Source organism: Niabella aquatica, assembly GCF_054779315.1.
Genome location: NZ_BAAGYM010000038.1, coordinates 494,218 through 512,513 on the forward strand (window position 1 = coordinate 494,218; position 18,296 = coordinate 512,513).

Genomic DNA, 18,296 nt, shown 5'->3' on the forward strand with positions numbered 1-18,296 from the left:
TGTACACACTTAAGTCAGGTAAATTAGTGAAAAAAACTGAAGGAGGCCCTCTCCGAAACCACAGATTTATACAGGTCTTTAAGCCTGCTCACTGCAATGAGGCCTGCCATATGAAAACACCGCTAAGAGCAGGAAAAGATCATTAGCGAAGTAGTATAGCATTGCCGCTAACACATATAATTTTTGAGGAGGAGCTAACCGGCATCCTATAAAAGACGGCAGCACTGCGCTTACTTTTTCCTGCAGGGCCTTTTACATGGCCGAAATGAGTCCCGGCAGCGAAGCAGTATCCTGTTATACTGCGTTATATTTCAGAAACTTCCATAAAAAAATCCCTCCGGGAATGGGAGGGATCCAATTGTTTTACTCAGCATTTTTACCATGGCACTGTTTGTATTTTTTACCGCTGCCGCAGGGACAAGGATCGTTACGGCCTATTTTAGGGCCTACACGTATCGGCTCCTGTTTTACAGGCGGGGCAGAAGGATCAAAATAGTCATTTTCGTTGGCCGCGTAATCCTCACCGGCCGCATCTATTGCATCTTTATTGGCGCTTAATTTACTGAGGTCTGTTTTTACCTGTTTGCCTTCTTTGATCTGGGCATTGTTTTGCTGCTGATCGGGCAAATTGGCCTGTGTAAGGAAAGAAATAATATCCTTGTTCAGGTTGGTGGTCATATTATTGAACAACTGGAATGCTTCTACCTTATAAATTACCAAAGGATCTTTCTGCTCCAGGTAGGCTGTTTGCACACTTTGTTTTAAATCGTCCATGGCGCGCAGATGTTCTTTCCACGCATCATCGATTACTGCAAGGGTAATTGACTTTTCCATGGCAGATGTAAGCGCCTTACCATTGGTTTCAATGGTTTTATCCAGGGGGGCCAGCACGCTGATACCTTTACGGCCATCAGTGAACGGAACTACCACGTTCTCAATATGAGCTCCTTGTGTAACTCTTATATTTTTAAATACAGGGACCGCCTGCTCTCCAATTCCGGCAATATGCTCGTTATAGCGCTGGGTGGCTTCTGCGTATAATTTATCAGCCAGCTTATTTTCTGAAGTGGAATTGAATTCCTCTGCAGATATAGAGGTATCCATACCAAAGTTCACGATACATGCCAGTTTGAAGCCTTCAAAATCTTCCTGCTCTTTAAAAGAGCTTACCAGGCTTTCTGCAACTATGGAGAAAGCGCTGTCAATATCAAGCGACAATCTTTCGCCAAATAAGGCATGGTTGCGTTTTTCGTAAACTGCATTACGCTGTTTGTTCATTACATCATCGTACTCGAGCAATCTTTTACGGATGCCAAAGTTGTTCTCTTCTACTTTCTTTTGGGCGCGTTGAATGGAGTTGCTGATCATGCTGTGCTGGATCACATCGCCTTCTTTATAACCCAGCTTATCCATCATGCCTGCAATACGCTCACTACCAAACATGCGCATGAGATCATCTTCCAGCGACACGTAGAACTGCGAGCTGCCAGGATCACCCTGGCGACCGGCACGACCCCTTAACTGCCGGTCTACCCGGCGGCTTTCGTGCCTTTCTGTACCAATAATAGCCAGTCCACCAGCTTCTTTAACGCCCGGCCCGAGCTTGATATCGGTACCCCGGCCTGCCATGTTGGTAGCGATGGTAACGGCTCCTGCTAACCCGGCTTCTGCCACTACACTGGCCTCACGGGCATGTTGTTTGGCATTTAATACATTATGCGGAATTTTCTTTTGCTGCAGCATACGGCTCAGCAGTTCGCTGATCTCAACTGAGGTGGTACCCACCAGTACCGGCCGGCCTGCATTCCTCAATACCTCAATTTCATCAATAACCGCTTTATATTTTTCTCGTTTGGTTTTGTAAACCAAATCCTGTTTGTCATCTCTTATAACCTGCACATTGGTTGGTATAGTAACCACGTCCAGCTTATAAATGCTCCATAACTCTCCTGCTTCAGTTTCGGCAGTACCCGTCATACCACCTAACTTGTGGTACATACGGAAAAAGTTTTGCAGTGTAATAGTAGCATAGGTTTGGGTGGCGGCCTCGATCTTCACATTTTCCTTTGCTTCCAGCGCCTGGTGCAGCCCATCGCTATAGCGGCGCCCTTCCATAATACGTCCCGTTTGCTCATCTACAATTTTAATAGCACCGTCAATCACTACATATTCTACGTCTTTCTCAAATAATGTATAGGCTTTCAGTAACTGCTGAACAGAGTGTATGCGATCTGCTTTCTGGGAGTAATCGTTGAGGATTTGCTCTTTCTGTTTTAACTTTTCTTCTGCCGGTGCATCGCTCTTTTCAATTTCTGTAAGGCTCACGCTGATGTCGGGCAGCACAAAGAACTCCGGATCTTCACCCGACTTTGTAATGGTGGCCAGGCCTTTTTCTGTAAGGTCTACCGACTTGTTTTTTTCATCGATCCTGAACAGCAGCTCGGCATCGATGATGTGCATGTTACGCTCCTGGTCCTGCAGGTAATAATTCTCTGCTTTCTGAAGTTTTACTTTTATGCCCGGCTCACTTAAAAATTTAATAAGCGGGTTATATTTGGGTAAGCCGCGGAAAGCGCGGAATAAATGAAGGCCCCCTGTTTTGGGGTCGTCTTCGCCTTTTTCGATCAGTCTTTTAGCTTCGTTCAGCTCACGCCTTACTATTCTTTCCTGTTCCTGGAACAGCTGCTGCACACGTGGTTGGTGTATATGGTATTGCTGGTCATCTGCCTTATCTACCGGCCCGCTGATGATAAGCGGTGTACGCGCATCGTCTATCAATACACTATCTACCTCATCTACCATGGCAAAATGGTGTTTGCGCTGTACCATTTCATCGGCAGTATGAACCATGTTATCACGCAGGTAGTCGAAACCAAACTCATTGTTGGTACCGTAAGTAATATCCGCCATATAGGCATTTCTTCTTGCTGCAGTGTTAGGCTGATGCTTGTCTATACAGTCCACGCGCAGGCCCAGCCATTCAAATATAGGGCCGTTCCATTCCTGGTCACGACGGGCCAGGTAATCGTTCACCGTTACAATATGCACCCCTTCGCCAGCCAGCGCATTAAGATAAGCGGGTAGGGTAGATACCAGGGTTTTACCTTCACCCGTTGCCATTTCGGCAATTTTGCCACTGTGCAATACGGCGCCCCCAATTAACTGTACATCGTAGTGCACCATGTTCCACGTTACTTTACCGCCCGCGGCAGTCCATGTATTATTATAAATGGCGTTATCCCCGTCAATAGTAATATATTCGGCTTTTACGCTCAGTTCCCTGTCGAGGTCGGTAGCTTTCGAGGCGATGTTTTCATTTTCCTTAAACCTCTTTGCTGTTTCTTTTATAACAGCAAAAGCTTCGGGCATTATTTCTTCCAGCACTTTTTCAATTTCCTGATCCCTGTCTTTTTTCAGTTCATCTACCTGCTTGTAAATATTGTCTTTTTCTATCAGCGCATCATGAGATAAGGTTTCTGCTTTCTCATTCAGCGCATTGATTTCTTCATCAATTTTAGTAAGATGCTCTTTGATACGTTGCCTGAATTCCTGCGTTTTATTACGCAGTTCGTCATTGGTTAATGATTGATATTGAGCGAAATAACTATTTACTTTTTCAACAACCGGCTGAAGCTTCCGGGTATCTTTTTCAGATTTGCTTCCGCCAAAAATTTTTGATAAAAAACCGAACATGATATTGTATTAAAATTAAAATCTGCTTTTATGAAGTTCCTGTCTTCAAAAACAGTGCTATCTTAAATAGCCGACAATTTGACAGGGGTCGCAAATATAAGAAAAGCACGGCAGTATAAACGTCTGTGTCCCGGACTAAGTTCCAAAATAGTGTTCCTGCCACAGCTCTTATGATGTGTTTGGACAGGAGCCGCAGGCGAAAATTAATGCAACCTTATCGTATAGAATATATAAGATTTTACTTTTTACAAGTACCACAACGAGAGGTATGCCGGTCTAACTGCCCTGGTTTTGTACGCCGCGATAACTGCATGCAATGCACTATGTTATCTCTTTTATTAAGAAATAATTATTTTCGCACCATTTTCCCTTTATGAAGCTAAAAATAAATTATTACCTGGCCATTGTGTACAGGCTGCTGATAGTGTTGCTTTTGTTTTTTGCCTGCCGGTTTATTTTTTGGGGATTAAACCATTCTTTATTTCCCCGGATAGGCGCAGGGGCATGGGCGAGGATATTGAAAGGGGGGCTTCGCTTTGATATTGCTGCCCTGTTTTATTACAATGCGTTGCCCCTTGTTATGATGTTGCTCCCGTTCCCCGTTTTGTGGCGCAATAGTAAAGGTTACAGGCTGACGGTTAAGATCACGTTTTTTGTATGTAATATTATAGCGCTGCTGCTGGCATGTATTGATTTTATTTATTACCGGTTTACGCTTCGCCGAACTACGTTTATGGTATTTAAAGAATTCGGGAACGAAGAAAACGGCGGTCAGCTTGCCCGTCATTTTCTCGTAGATTACTGGTATGTAGCATTGATATTTCTGGCATTAACGGGGCTGATGGTACTTCTATACAACCGTGTTATTGCCGTGGCGGTACAGGGTTATTCCAAAGCCCGGTATTATGTAACGGCTATTGTGGTTTTATTACTGGCTGTTTTTTTGGCTGTGGGTGGTATACGTGGAGACTATAAACATAGTACCCGGCCTATCACCATCAGCAATGCCGGCGATTACGTAGATAATCCTAACGAAATCTACCTGGTGCTGAATACACCGTTTACGTTTCTCAGAACTATGAGCGTGCAGGTGCTGAAAAAAGTATCTTACTATACCGAAAATGAGCTGGAGCAGATTTACAGTCCCGTACATTATCCAGCCCCGGATAATATTTTTCAAAAAAAGAATGTAGTGCTGATTTTACTGGAGAGCTTCGGGAAGGAAGCCGTGGGCTTTTATAATAAGGCCCTTGACGGGGGTACTTATACAGGATTTACGCCTTTTATCGATTCGCTCGCCGGACATAGTAAGATTTACTGGAACTCTTTTGCTAATGGCCGCAAGTCAATTGATGCCATACCTTCCTGCATCGCCAGTATTCCAAGTGGCGTTAACCCTTTTGTGCTTACTCCCTATGTATCTGACAGTATTAGCGGCCTGGCCCATGTTTTGAGGGATGAAGGATATCATACGTCTTTCTTTCATGGTGCCCCTAATGGTTCTATGGGCTTCACTGCCATTACCAGGCTGCTGGGAATAGAGCATTATTACGGGAAAACGGAGTTTAATAATGATAACGAGTATGACGGTATATGGGGAATATGGGATGAGCCGTTTTTCCGTTTTTTTGAACAAAAGCTTACCACTTTTTCCCAGCCGTTCTTCAGCACTATTTTTTCAGTTTCATCGCACCATCCGTTCAAAGTGCCGGAGCAGTATAAAAACAGTTTCAGGAAAGGACCATTACCGGTATATGAGTGCATCGGATATACAGATATGGCTCTGAGAAAGTTCTTCGATAAAGCTAAAACAGCGCCATGGTTTAATAATACCTTATTTGTTATCAGCGCCGATCATGCAACGGTTACCTATCATAAGGAGTATCAGACGCCTTGGGGAGATATAGCGATACCTATTATTCTTTATGCGCCGGGCGATAGTACGATGCAGGGCATCAGCCAGGGTATTATTCAGCAAATAGATATTATGCCAACTGTGTTAGGGTACCTGAAATATAACAAGCCTTTTTTTGCCTATGGAAATAATGTGCTCGATACAACGCAGGCAGCGCAAGCATTTGCCTTTCAGTATTCGGGTGGTTACCGGTGGTTCCAGGGCGATTATGCACTGTTTGCTGACAATGATAAAATCAAGGAACTGTATAATTATAAGGCCGATCCCTTGTTTAAAAATAATATTTCCGGCGGGCCGGGAGCAGATACGGCAAAAGCGCTGCACCGGAGGCTGAAAGCATTTGTACAGCAATATAATAACCGGCTGATCGAAAACCGGCTTACTGTACAAAAGTAACCTGCCAATTACCTGAGGCACCAGAAAATAATCCTGTTAATACTGTATACCAGTATACGGGCCAGAATGCCTGATCCGCATGCGGGCAGGCGGGTGTGATAGCTGTTTAAACTCGTATTAATTATATTCAACCGGCATTATCCCGTCCTCAGGGCTCCCTGCCTAAATGTGCTGTTATTATTGATAGGTTATCAAAATCTGCAATTTGCGGCTACATTTGCAAAAAAAGATACATATGGTGAAGAAACCTGCAGATAGTTTGATCGTAATGACAGAGCTTGTATTACCCAACGATACTAATGTATATGGTAACCTGATGGGAGGGCGGTTAATGTACTGGATGGATATTGCTGCGGCGCTTTCTGCACAAAAACATGCTCATGCTGCAGTGGTTACAGCTTCTGTAGATAACCTTTCTTTTGAAAACGCTATAAAACTGGGAAACGCGGTACATATTGAAGCACGCGTAACCAGGGCTTTTAATTCATCAATGGAGGTTTTTTTAAAGGTATGGGGAGAAGATCTGGTGAAGCAGCATAAATATCAGAGCAATACTGCTTATTACACATTTGTAGCATTAGATGAAAATGGCCGGCCAACTCCCGCTCCGCCTTTAGAGCCGGAAACAGCGGAAGATGATGTACTGTATAATGGTGCATTGCGCCGCAGGCAGGTAAGGCTGATTCTGGGAGGTAAAATGCAGCCGGGTGATGCAAAAGAACTAAAGGAGTTTTTTGAGAAAGGATAACCTGAGCGAGTAGCCACTGTTTCGCCGTTTAAATATTTTGCAATGAAAATTTTTTGCAGCAGCCACTGCTTTGCAGCTATTTTTACAACGATCCTGTTTTTTTGTATTAATCCTTTACTTTGGGCTCAAACCACAGGTAAGCATTCTCTTACATTTAATCTGGATGATTTATATAGTACACACGGTGATCATTTTCCCGGTGCAACCATTGAAATAAGCAGGCCATTGTCTGATAGAATTGATGTGAGTATTGCAACTGGTTTTGCCTATACGCCCACTCATCCGGATAATGGCTGGGAAATCAATAACCTGTTGTTAATTCCCACTTACCTGAGCCAGTATATAAGGCTTACCAGGCAGCGGCCGGTACATTTTTTTGTACACTTATCTCAGGGGCTCACTATATTAAATTATAATAAGTCAGATGTACCTGGTCAGCCTTTTTACCATATAAGAGAGGGTGGGTTTTACGGTTATGCCGGGGTTGGTGTGCTTATAAATATTAAAAATAGAATTTCCGGTAAGGTTGAGGCTGGCTTGAAAAGTTATAAACTTTCTTTTGATGATCTTGATATAAACCCGCACGGCATGGCGATGAGCCTTGGGCTCACCTATAGGCTGTCTAAATAATCGTTTCGATACCTGTAAATTGAATACAGCTATAAAATATGGCCCGATTATAATATGCCTTTTTACATGGCTGCCTTTAGCAGGACAGGATGCTGTGGATACGGCCTATATCCAGCAATTCGAAAAGCCAAATACAGTTGAAATATTTGCAGGGAAGTACACATCGGCACTTAGCTTCAGCTCAAGAGGTAAATACCGCCAAAGCTTTAATCTTGTGGCCAACAGTAATTTTTATAATGGCGTTTTCTTAAGCTACAACTGGCTTTCGGCCGTTTACTCATGGGCGCTGCCTCATACCTATCTGGATGATAAAACAAAATTCAAATACACATCGCTTGAGTTTACCTTCAGGGTGAAAACAATGATAGTGCATCCATATTATGATTCGTATAACGGCCTTTTAATCCCGCAACAGTCCCATAGGGGATATCAGCCTTTTCAAAATGCACGGTTCTCAAGGCTGGGCTGTGATATTTATTGGTATACCAACCGGGAGCGCTTCTCAAGCCGGACTGCTTTTTTCTTTTCTGAAAAGCAAGCCAAAAACGCCGGGGCAGTCTTTTATAAACTGAATCCGCAATGGCAGAAAATCAATATACTCGATCATCCTTTGCCTGTTGCGGATACTACAAAAGCTAAATTATTGCTGCCCGATAAAGAATGGATTTCTTTGACCGGCAGCCTGGGCTATAACTATACTTTTGTTTTTAGAAAAAGTTGGTGCCTCTCTCCGTCCCTGGCCCTGGGAGGAGGAGGAGTTAAGGAGGTTGGAACTGGCAGAAATAAACGTTTGAGAAGCGCTCTTAATATAGACGCCAGGGTTATAGGCGGTTACAACGGGAATAATGCTTATGCGTACATTAATTCCAGCTGGGAAGAACTGATAGCTCATGTAGATAGCCGTAACCTGAAACAGCCTAAATCAAATATCCTGCTTACTGTAGGCTACCGGTTTAAAAGCCTGCATAAGAAGATGCTTCACCTGTTATGAGCATTGATTTTACAGGCTGGTATACCTGCACGTGATAGGAAAAGAATTTAAACATTATAAAGTTATAATGTTCTATTCCAAACCTCTTCCTATTTTTTCAACTCCTTTAAAGCAGCGATTACCACCGGATCTTTGGTGTTCATTACCTGGTAAAAGCCCGAGTCGCGCCATTTAAACCGTGCCAGCTGGGCTTCCATACGATCTTCAACTCTTTGTTTTTCGAACGCCGGAAGACCCGAAAGGTTAATGGAGTCTTTCTCTACCCAGTGGGTGAACCTGTTCCACATTTCTTTGGATGGGTCAAACTCATGGGTATATACCTGTGGATTGGGATAAGGGTCTAAAATTTTTTTGTTATCGAGGTAGTAATGAAATATAAAGTCATTGAAAGAGCCGTTCAAGAAGATTTTGTTGATCTCTCTTGAATAATTAGAGGTGTCAAGCCCTACAAAAACATCCGGCATAATACCTCCACCGCCATACACCGTTCTTCCTCCTTTTGTTTTGAAGGTTTTACCGTTGCTGATCTTGTTGCTGTCTGCATAATAAAGCTGTCCTGTTGAATAGCGGTTCCATACTTCGTCCATATACACTTTTTTATCACCTGTATAGGGTTTTTGAATGCTTCTGCCGATAGGCGTATAGTATCGGGCTATAGTAAGTCTCATAGCCGAGCCATCACTTAATAAGAACGGTTCCTGCACCAATCCTTTACCAAAAGTACGGCGCCCGATAATAGTGGCCCTGTCCCAGTCCTGCAATGCGCCTGCCACAATTTCGCTTGCGCTTGCACTCAGCTCATCTACCAGTACTGTAAGTTTGCCGTTTTCAAATATTCCCGGCCTTTTGCACCTGTATTCCGTTTTAGGGCTGTTGATCCCCTGCGTATATACAATCAGCTTGTCGCCACTTAAGAATTCATCTGCGATTTCAATGGCCTGGTCCATATATCCGCCGCCATTGCTTCGCAGGTCAAATATCAGCTGCCTCATACCTTTCTCTTTCAGGTTTTCCATTGTTTCCATAAACTCGCGGTAAGTGGTATTGGTAAAAGTGCCCAGCCTTATGAATCCTGTAATGCTGTCGATCATATATGCTGCGGAAACAGAAGGGGTGGGGATATTGTCTCTCTTTACGTTCAATACGATATCCTTACCGTTTCTGATAATATCCAGTTTTACTACAGCGCCTTTCTCTCCCCGGATCGCATTCATTATTTTAGAGGTGGTACAGTCGTTTCCTGTCAGGTTCCGGCCATCTGCTTTTATGATCTGGTCTCCTATAAAGAGGCCTGCTTTTTCGCCGGGTCCTCCGCTAAATACATAAGTCACATTTACGGTATCCCGGATCTGGTTAAATTCAATGCCAATGCCGCCAAAGCTGCCGGAAAGCCTGTCGTTTTCCAGTTGCAGCTCAGCCGCGGGAATATATACCGAGTGAGGGTCCAGTTCGCTCATCATTTCACGGATGGCATTCTCTTCAAGTGTGTCGATCTGTACAGAATCAACATAACGCGTTTTTATAATATCCAGTGCTTCCTGTAAAGCGGTAGACTGATCTTTCTTGAATATTTTTTTATTAGGTTGCCCTGTTGCAAAACGATAGCCAACGTACATACCTATAATCATTATAATAGCAAATATCAGCGGAAGCCAAACCTCAAATTTCCTGTTCATCATTGTGTAGAATAAGGCTGCAAAATAGATAAAATTGTCTGAACCTATATTGGGGAAGAGATAACATTTTTAAAGATCAAAGGGGTTCACAGCGTTATTCACTGAGAATACACCAAATACTTCTGTGATCTTCTGTATACTGTGAGCGATACAGGTATTCGGATTGCCCCCGATTTTTGTTCAGCAACCACAGACATACACCGAATTTTTTTTGTTGGATGCGGATCTTAGAATACGCTGTGTATGCTCCGCCCTCCTCTTTGGTAAGTATACATCCTCAAAAATGTTAGGCACTCAGTTATGGTTCCAATGGTATTGATACTTATATTAGCATATTATTTTCTAAATTCCCGACACTAATGCCGAAAACAATATTAGTTGCTGATGCCGGATCTACTAAAACCGAATGGAGTCTCTTGTATAACGGTAAAGCCAAATCAGTGTATACACCGGGTATCAGCCCGTATTTTTTAAATGGTGAGCAAATCGCCGGACTACTGGCAGAAGATTTATTACCTGCTTTAAAAAACACACACGTAGATGAAATCTATTTTTATGGAACCGGCTGTTTAAACCCCGCCAATAAAAGGCTGGTGCGAAATGCCTTAAAAAAGGTTTTTTCTGCAGCGAAGGTAGCTGTTACCGATGATGTGGAAGGAGCGGCCATAGGGCTGTGCGGAAGAACTAAAGGAATTGCCTGTATTTTAGGAACCGGGTCGAGCAGCTGTTTTTTTGACGGTAAAAAATTGAAAAAGAGCAGTCCCGGTTTGGGCTACGCATTAGGTGATGAAGGCAGTGGCGCTTACCTGGGTAAAAAAGTGCTTCAATATTATTTATACAATACATTTGATGAAGACCTTCGGGCGCGCTTTGATGCCGTATATGTTACCAATGCCGCAGAGATACTTGAGAATGTGTATAAAAAGCCTTTACCTAACAGGTACCTGGCATCTTTTGCCAGGTTCCTGGCAGAGAACCGCGGTCATTACATGATCGAGAATATTATTGAGGATGGTTTGAACGACTTCTTTTTCACCCACCTTATAAAATATAATGAAACCTGGAAATATCCTGTCAACTTTGTAGGTGGTGTAGCTTTTGCTTTTAAAGATGTTATAAAAGAGCTTTGTGCTGTGTACAATTTTGAGTTGGGGAGAATTTTACAAAAACCAATGAAAGGCCTGATTGAGTTTCATAAAAGCGAAACAGATAACAGCATTGCTGCTAAATAAGTCTAAAAAACCATTCTTAGTATGATTGAAAAAGTAACTGAACAACCCAGCCGGTACAACGATCTGGATAAAATGAGCATAAAAGAGCTCCTGGTCTCTATAAATAAAGAAGATCAAACAGTGCCTGTTGCAGTGGCCGCCGTACTGCCTCAGATCGAAAACCTGGTGGATGCGATAGTAGAAAGAATGCTTTCGGGCGGGCGGTTGTTTTATATAGGTGCCGGTACGAGCGGGCGTTTAGGTATTTTAGATGCCAGCGAAATTCCGCCAACGTACGGGATGCCCGCCGGTGTTGTGATTGGAGTCATCGCCGGGGGAAACAAAGCTATTACCACGCCTGTCGAAAATGCCGAAGATGATGAAGAGCAGGGGTGGCTCGACTTAAAGCAACATGATATTAATGAAAAAGATGTAGTGGTAGGCGTAGCGGCCAGCGGCACTACTCCTTATGTAATTGGCGCACTAAAGCATTGCAGCGAAAACGGTATCACAACCGGCAGTATCTCCTGTAACCCTCATGCTGACATCAGCAGCGTGTCGGAGCATCCGGTAGAAGTAATTGTTGGGCCGGAATTTGTTACAGGCAGCACCCGAATGAAAAGCGGTACTGCTCAAAAGCTGGTGCTGAACATGATCTCCACCACTGTGATGATACAGCTGGGCAGGGTAGAAGGCAACCGTATGGTCAATATGCAGCTTACGAACGATAAATTAATAGACCGGGGCACCAGGATGATAATGGAACGTACCGGTATAACCGATTACGATAAAGCCAGACAGCTGTTACTGGAAAAAGGTAGTGTAAAATTAGCTATTGAAGCAGCTTCTGTATAAATACTGATACTGCATAACGCACAAAGGAAGGCAAAAGCCTTCCTTTGTAAAAGAATATTGTAGTTGAATTGATTATTTAGCAGTCTCCGCGTTGATCTTTTTAGCGAGCTTGCTTTTTAAGTTAGCGGCTTTATTACGATGAATAACACCACGTTTGGCTAATTTATCAATCATGCTTTCAACAGAAGATAATTTTTCAGATGCTTCCGTACTACTGGCAGCCCTCAGGTCCCTGATTGCATTACGTGTAGTTTTACCATAATACCTGTTCCTGTCACGACGTTTTGCAGCCTGACGTGCATCTTTCTTTGTAGCTTTATGATTGGCCATCTGTTTCTGATTTTAGGACGGCAAAGGTAAGTGTTTTTTTTGAATTTCGTTCTATAATACAGAACTTTTTTATTTTTTTGTGAGCACCAACCGGGCAGTGTTTAAATTCTTTGTGTTTTAACGCTTTATATGGCATCTTTATTGTGCCTGATTCAAATTATATCTTAATTTCGCAGGTTGTAATGAAAACTTATCTCTTTGTTACCTTTCTGCCTTTAAGATTAAAGATATTTTTTATATATTAACGATTCATTTATAATGAAAGATTTTTCCTATATCACAAGCTCGTCTCCTGAATTTATTGAAAGTATGTATCACGAGTTTGTAACCAACCCCGAAAACGTAGACCAGGAATTCCGAAAATTTTTTGAGGGTTTTGATTTTGCTGTCGGAAGCGGGCTGGGCGCAAAAAACGGAACCGCAGCACCCGCGAATGGGGTTATGGCACAGGCATCTGCAGGTAAGGTCAATAACTGGAAAAAAGAGCTTGCAGTATACCGGCTTATTTTGGGTTACAGAAATAAAGGGCATTTGCTGGCCAATACCAACCCGATCAAAAAACGTAAAGACCGGGGCGCCAATGTAGAGCTTTCTTTTTATGGGCTTAGCGAAGCAGACCTGGATACTGAATTTGAAGCGGGCAGCCTTATAGGGTTAGGAACTACAACGCTTAGAAATATTTTCACACACCTCCAAAAATGGTACGCCGGTCATATCGGTGTTGAGTTTAAATATATCAGCGATCAGAAAAGGGTCGACTGGATCACCAACGAGATTGAGAAAAATTTTTCCGGTCCGCTGCCTTTGGCGCAACAAAAACGGATACTGGAGAAACTGAACCAGGGCGTAATATTTGAAAAGTTCCTGCATACAAAATATGTAGGGCAGAAAAGGTTCTCACTGGAAGGTGGGGAAACCACTATTGCAGCGCTGGATGCCATAATAAATAAATCTGCCGAGCTGGATGTAAAGGAAGTAGTGATTGGCATGGCACACCGGGGGCGGTTGAATATCCTGGCCAATATCCTTGGCAAAACATATGAGCAGATCTTTAGCGAATTTGAGGGCACCGGTGAAATTAACCAGACAATGGGCAGCGGTGATGTAAAGTATCACCTGGGTTTTGGCAGCGAAGTAGAAACAGCTGGTGGCAACGCCGTGCATTTAAAATTAATGCCCAACCCGTCGCACCTGGAAGCAGTAGATCCCGTTGTGCTAGGTTTTGCAAGGAGCAGCGCTAATAATATCCATGATGAGCGGTATGATAAAGTATTGCCTGTATTAATACATGGCGATGCGGCTATAGCCGGGCAGGGTATTGTATATGAGCTGTTGCAGATGTCGAAGCTACCGGGATATATGGTAGGCGGAACTATTCATTTCATTATTAATAACCAGATCGGGTTCACTACTGACTTTTCTGACGCGCGCAGTGCCAACTATTGCACCTCGCTTGCAGCAATGACTCAAAGCCCGGTATTTCACGTAAATGGTGATGATCCGGAAGCAGTAGTGAAATGCGCTGAAATAGCGGCACGTTACAGGAGTACTTTTCACGATGACGTATTTATAGATATGGTATGTTACCGCAGGCATGGCCATAACGAAGGTGACGATCCCAAGTTTACCCAGCCGGCTATGTACGCACTGATAGATAAGCATCCTAATCCACGCGAGGTTTATGTAAAATATTTGCTGGATAATGGAGAAGAAGATGCCAAGGAACTGGCTAAAGAAATGGAAACGAAGTTTTGGGCAGACTTACAGGACAGGCTGGACGAAGTAAAGCAGAAACCACTCCCCTACAAATACCAGGCTCCCGAGCTTTTATGGAAGAAATTAAGAAAAGCGATCCCCGAAGATTTTGATAAAAGTCCCGTTACAGCAGTTACAGAAGAAAGCTTTAATACTGTTTTCAACGCCATAATGGCCATCCCCGAAGGATTTACTCCCCTGAAAAAAGTGGATAAGCTTTTAAAGGATAAGGTGAAATTATTTAATGAAGAAGGTAAAATAGATTGGGCCACTGCCGAATTAATGGCATTTGGGTCCGTTATGCTGGATGGCGCTGATGTAAGAATGAGTGGTCAGGATGTTGGCCGGGGTACTTTCAGCTCCCGCCATTGTATTCTCAGAGATGAGATAAACGATACGCCCCATAATCGTTTAGCGAATGTACCCGGGGCTGAGGGTAAGATAAGGATGTTCAATTCTTTGCTCAGCGAAAACGCTGTGTTGGGTTTTGAATACGGGTACGCCTTGGCTACCCCTAATGCTTTGGTGCTGTGGGAAGCGCAGTTTGGAGACTTTGTTAATGGTGCCCAAACGATCATTGACCAGTTTATAACCGGGGCCGAGCAAAAATGGAACAGGATGAATGGGTTGGTAATGCTGCTGCCGCATGGTTATGAAGGGCAGGGGCCGGAGCACAGCAGTGCCCGCATGGAAAGATTCCTGGTTGCCTGTGCCGAGCTGAATATTGTGGTAACCAATATCACTACAGCTTCCAACTATTTTCATGCGTTAAGAAGGCAGCTTGCATGGCCCTTCAGAAAGCCGCTGGTTAACTTTGCTCCTAAGGCTAATTTGCGTCATCCGGGTACTTATTCTGCAAAAAGTGAGTTTTTAACAGGTTCATTTAAAGAAGTGATTGATGATGCTTATGTTAGTGCAGCAGATGTTAAAAAGGTATTGTTCTGCAGCGGAAAAGTATACTACGACCTGTTAGAAAGGCAGCAAAAGGAAAGCCGTAAAGATGTGGCTGTTGTTAGATTAGAGCAAATATACCCGCTGCCCGGCAAACAGCTTGAGGCGCTGTACAGCAAATATAAAAATGCAGTCTGGTACTGGGTGCAGGAAGAACCGCTGAATATGGGAGCCGCTTCGTTCCTGCAAATGAACCTGAAGCATATCAATTATGGCATCATCAGCCGCAGGCCCAGCGCCTCTACGGCATCCGGATTTATGAAAGTGCATAAAGCAGAACAGGAAGAAATTGTAAATACAGCATTCACGATTTAATACAGATATTACATACAGTATATGGAAGCTTAACAATCGGGCGGAATAGAAATTCCGCCCTCTTATATTCAAAACTAAACATGAGATATTTATATCAGCTTTTGATTCAATGCTTTTACCACTGCTTCTGCCACCGAGTTTACCTGTAATTTTTCGTATATCTTTTTGATATGTGTATTAATGGTATGAATGCTGAGGCTGCAGGCCGATGCTACCATTTTATGGCTATATCCTTTTACCAGGAAACCTAAAACTTCTTTTTCGCGGGGCGTTAAAGATATCTCCTGGTTGTTTTCGTAAAACACGTTTTTCTGAAAAGCCGTCAGTACTTTCCGCGCAATAGAGGCTGTCATTGCAGCATCCCCGTTGTAAACATCTTCTACCGCCTGCAGCAGTTGTGCCGGTGTTGATTTTTTTAAAATATAGCCCGAGGCTCCGGCGCAGATGGAGGCAAATATTTTATCATCATCTTCAAAAACAGTTTGCATCAATACCTGCACTTTCGGAAAATTCAGGCGTATCAGTTTTACTCCTTCAATACCATTTACATTGGGCATATCAATATCCATCAATACCACATCGGGTGCTGTTTTCCTGACATCGGCAATTACATTGCTGCAATCAAAAAAAGTCCCTGCACAAGTCATTTTAGGGGAGGAATTGATAAGCATACAGAGGCTTTCTCTACGGTAGGCATTATCATCAAAAACAATAATTTTAATTGGCAGACTACTCATCTTGTAACCAAAGGTAATTGAAGGATAAGTAGTAACTAATCCCTAATTTGTGGTATAGTATTGATACAGGCATCGTCAACGTGCTGAACCGGCAAAAACATCTCATAAACTATTTACCAAAATTATTACTATTTTACGTAGCTGATGAAAAGAATTTCAATAGTTACATTACTCCTGTTCGGAGGTTTTTTCCTGCCTCGTGTCATAAAATCAAAGAGGCTGCCTTACTAAGGCCGAGGCGGGGATATGGTGGCCTTAACTGGTACATGATATCAAAAATCAAACGCCCCTGGCAGCAAATGGTATACGGTTTAAATATTCCCATGCATAGCTGTATGATCTTGAAAGACCCTTCAGGGAAAACAATCTTGCGGCGCGCTATCCTGCCAACGCCAAAGAGCTGGTTGCATTGCTTGAAGAGATTAAAAGCAGGAAGTAAGTTTGATATTCTGTTATCTCTGTTTTGTCATTTTTTACGTAATTTGCCGTCTATACTACAAAATCATATTATTTATGTCTGTTGATATCAAAGTGCCTGCAGTTGGAGAATCGATAAGTGAAGTAACCTTATTGAAATGGGTGAAGAAAACAGGAGATTACGTTGAGCGGGATGAAGTGATTGCAGAGCTGGAAAGCGAAAAAGCTACTTTTGAAGTAAATGCAGAAAAAGCAGGCGTGCTTTCTACAAGTGTAAATGAAGGTGATTCTATAAATATAGGAGATGTAATAGCCCAAATAGACGATACTGCCACCAGGCCGGCAAGCGCCACTGGCTCAGGTACAAATGATATAAAAGAAGCCGCGGCACCTGTAACGGTCAGCGCTCCTGCACCGGATAAGGAACCCTTAAAGCCTACGGGTAAAGAAGTGCTGGTAACCATACCTGCCGTAGGAGAATCTATTGGCGAGGTTACCTTGCTGAAATGGGGGAAAAAATCAGGAGAATACGTGGAGCGTGATGAAGTAGTAGCAGAGCTGGAGAGCGAAAAAGCTACTTTTGAAGTAAATGCAGAAGTAGCGGGTATATTAGAAACGGCTGTTGCCGAAGGCGATACCCTGAAAATAGGTGATACTATTGCTGTTATAAAAGAAACTACGGGTAAGCCTTCCAAACCTGTGGCTGAAACAGCAGCTCCCGAAGCACCCGCAGAGAAAATAGTGACTTCAAAACCCGCAACTGCCGATGTTAAAGCCACCCCGGTTGCTTCCGCAATAATCGCCGATAAAAAAGTAGACCCTAAAACTGTTACACCGTCGGGCTTTTCTGGAAAGATTATAAAAGACGATGTACTGGCGGCTTTGGCCAGCCCTGGTAAAAAAGCGTTTGATGGCGGTGAGCTGTTTACCCGCAACCAGCGTCCGGAAAAAATGACCAACCTGCGCAAAACCATCAGCCGCAGGCTGGTAGAAGCTAAAAATACAACGGCGATGCTTACTACTTTTAACGAAGTAGATATGCAGCCTGTAATGGATATAAGGGCTAAATATAAAGATAAGTTTAAGGAAGTGCATGGTGTGGGGCTGGGCTTTATGAGTTTCTTTGCTAAAGCCTGCGCCATTGCATTAAGCGAATGGCCGAGTGTAAATGCCTATATCGACGGAGATCAGATACTGTATCATGATTATGCGGATATAAGTATCGCTGTGAGTACTCCGCGCGGCCTTACCGTACCCGTGATCCGCAATGTAGAAAGCCTTGGTATGGCTGAAATCGAAAAAGCAGTGGTGGAGCTGGCTACTAAAGCCAAGAATAGTAAGCTTACAGCTGATGATCTTACCGGGGGAACATTCACCATTACAAACGGGGGTATATTTGGCTCCATGTTAAGCACACCCATCATCAATATACCTCAAAGTGCTATATTGGGTATGCACAATATTATCCAGCGTCCTGTGGCTGTCAACGGCCAGGTGGTTATTCGCCCTATGATGTACGTGGCTTTAAGCTATGATCACCGCATTGTTGATGGCCGCGAATCGGTTAGCTTCCTGGTACGTGTAAAGGAATTGCTGGAAAATCCTGCGCTCCTGCTGGTTCAAAAGGATCCTGTAAAAACACTACTGGAGCTATAATTTGTAAACTGCTTTAGTGC

12 protein-coding genes are annotated in these 18,296 nt (G+C 43.3%); 8 read left to right on the top strand and 4 right to left on the bottom strand.

Going from position 1 to position 18,296, the window contains the following annotated elements; translation table 11 throughout:
• Positions 1 to 363: 363 nt before the first annotated feature.
• The gene (gene secA / locus ACYVBM_RS21820) at positions 364 to 3,693 is read right to left on the bottom strand and encodes a preprotein translocase subunit SecA (RefSeq protein ID WP_460687822.1); all 3,330 of its coding nucleotides are present in this window, start codon (positions 3,691 to 3,693) and stop codon (positions 364 to 366) included.
• Between the two features lie 373 nt (positions 3,694 to 4,066).
• Between secA and ACYVBM_RS21825 the strand changes: the two genes are divergently transcribed.
• The 4 genes from ACYVBM_RS21825 to ACYVBM_RS21840 all read left to right on the top strand — a co-directional run bounded on the left by ACYVBM_RS21825 (position 4,067) and on the right by ACYVBM_RS21840 (position 8,373).
• The gene (locus ACYVBM_RS21825) at positions 4,067 to 6,004 is read left to right on the top strand and encodes an LTA synthase family protein (protein WP_460687823.1); all 1,938 of its coding nucleotides are present in this window, start codon (positions 4,067 to 4,069) and stop codon (positions 6,002 to 6,004) included.
• A gap of 235 nt (positions 6,005 to 6,239) precedes the next feature.
• Entirely contained in the window at positions 6,240 to 6,752 is a 513-nt protein-coding gene (locus ACYVBM_RS21830) for an acyl-CoA thioesterase (RefSeq protein WP_460687824.1), read from the top strand.
• Between the two features lie 42 nt (positions 6,753 to 6,794).
• The gene (locus ACYVBM_RS21835; protein ID WP_460687825.1) at positions 6,795 to 7,382 is read left to right on the top strand and encodes a hypothetical protein; all 588 of its coding nucleotides are present in this window, start codon (positions 6,795 to 6,797) and stop codon (positions 7,380 to 7,382) included.
• 19 nt (positions 7,383 to 7,401) lie between these two features.
• Positions 7,402 to 8,373 (top strand): DUF4421 family protein, encoded by a 972-nt coding sequence (locus tag ACYVBM_RS21840; RefSeq protein WP_460687826.1) that lies wholly within the window; start codon positions 7,402 to 7,404, stop codon positions 8,371 to 8,373.
• A gap of 89 nt (positions 8,374 to 8,462) precedes the next feature.
• On the opposite strand, the gene ACYVBM_RS21845 is transcribed toward ACYVBM_RS21840, so the two are convergent.
• Positions 8,463 to 10,052: a S41 family peptidase gene (locus ACYVBM_RS21845; RefSeq protein WP_460687827.1), complete on the bottom strand. Its 1,590-nt coding sequence runs from the start codon at positions 10,050 to 10,052 to the stop codon at positions 8,463 to 8,465.
• Positions 10,053 to 10,408: 356 nt separating this feature from the next.
• On the opposite strand from ACYVBM_RS21845, the gene ACYVBM_RS21850 reads away from it, so the two are divergent.
• Together ACYVBM_RS21850 and murQ are read left to right on the top strand one after the other, a co-directional pair.
• Positions 10,409 to 11,281: an N-acetylglucosamine kinase gene (locus ACYVBM_RS21850; protein ID WP_460687828.1), complete on the top strand. Its 873-nt coding sequence runs from the start codon at positions 10,409 to 10,411 to the stop codon at positions 11,279 to 11,281.
• A gap of 21 nt (positions 11,282 to 11,302) precedes the next feature.
• Entirely contained in the window at positions 11,303 to 12,115 is an 813-nt protein-coding gene (murQ, locus tag ACYVBM_RS21855; protein WP_460687829.1) for an N-acetylmuramic acid 6-phosphate etherase, read from the top strand.
• Between the two features lie 72 nt (positions 12,116 to 12,187).
• Here murQ and rpsT read toward each other — a convergent pair whose 3' ends face one another.
• Positions 12,188 to 12,445: a 30S ribosomal protein S20 gene (gene rpsT, locus ACYVBM_RS21860; RefSeq protein WP_460687830.1), complete on the bottom strand. Its 258-nt coding sequence runs from the start codon at positions 12,443 to 12,445 to the stop codon at positions 12,188 to 12,190.
• Positions 12,446 to 12,703: 258 nt separating this feature from the next.
• Here rpsT and ACYVBM_RS21865 point away from each other — a divergent pair, with 258 nt between their 5' ends.
• The gene (locus tag ACYVBM_RS21865) at positions 12,704 to 15,466 is read left to right on the top strand and encodes a 2-oxoglutarate dehydrogenase E1 component (protein WP_460687831.1); all 2,763 of its coding nucleotides are present in this window, start codon (positions 12,704 to 12,706) and stop codon (positions 15,464 to 15,466) included.
• Between the two features lie 89 nt (positions 15,467 to 15,555).
• On the opposite strand, the gene ACYVBM_RS21870 is transcribed toward ACYVBM_RS21865, so the two are convergent.
• Positions 15,556 to 16,203 (bottom strand): response regulator, encoded by a 648-nt coding sequence (locus tag ACYVBM_RS21870; protein ID WP_460687832.1) that lies wholly within the window; start codon positions 16,201 to 16,203, stop codon positions 15,556 to 15,558.
• Between the two features lie 513 nt (positions 16,204 to 16,716).
• On the opposite strand from ACYVBM_RS21870, the gene odhB reads away from it, so the two are divergent.
• Positions 16,717 to 18,276 carry a 2-oxoglutarate dehydrogenase complex dihydrolipoyllysine-residue succinyltransferase gene (gene odhB / locus ACYVBM_RS21875; RefSeq protein WP_460687833.1) on the top strand — a complete coding sequence of 520 codons (1,560 nt, stop codon included), beginning with the start codon at positions 16,717 to 16,719 and terminating at the stop codon, positions 18,274 to 18,276.
• Positions 18,277 to 18,296 lie beyond the last annotated feature (20 nt).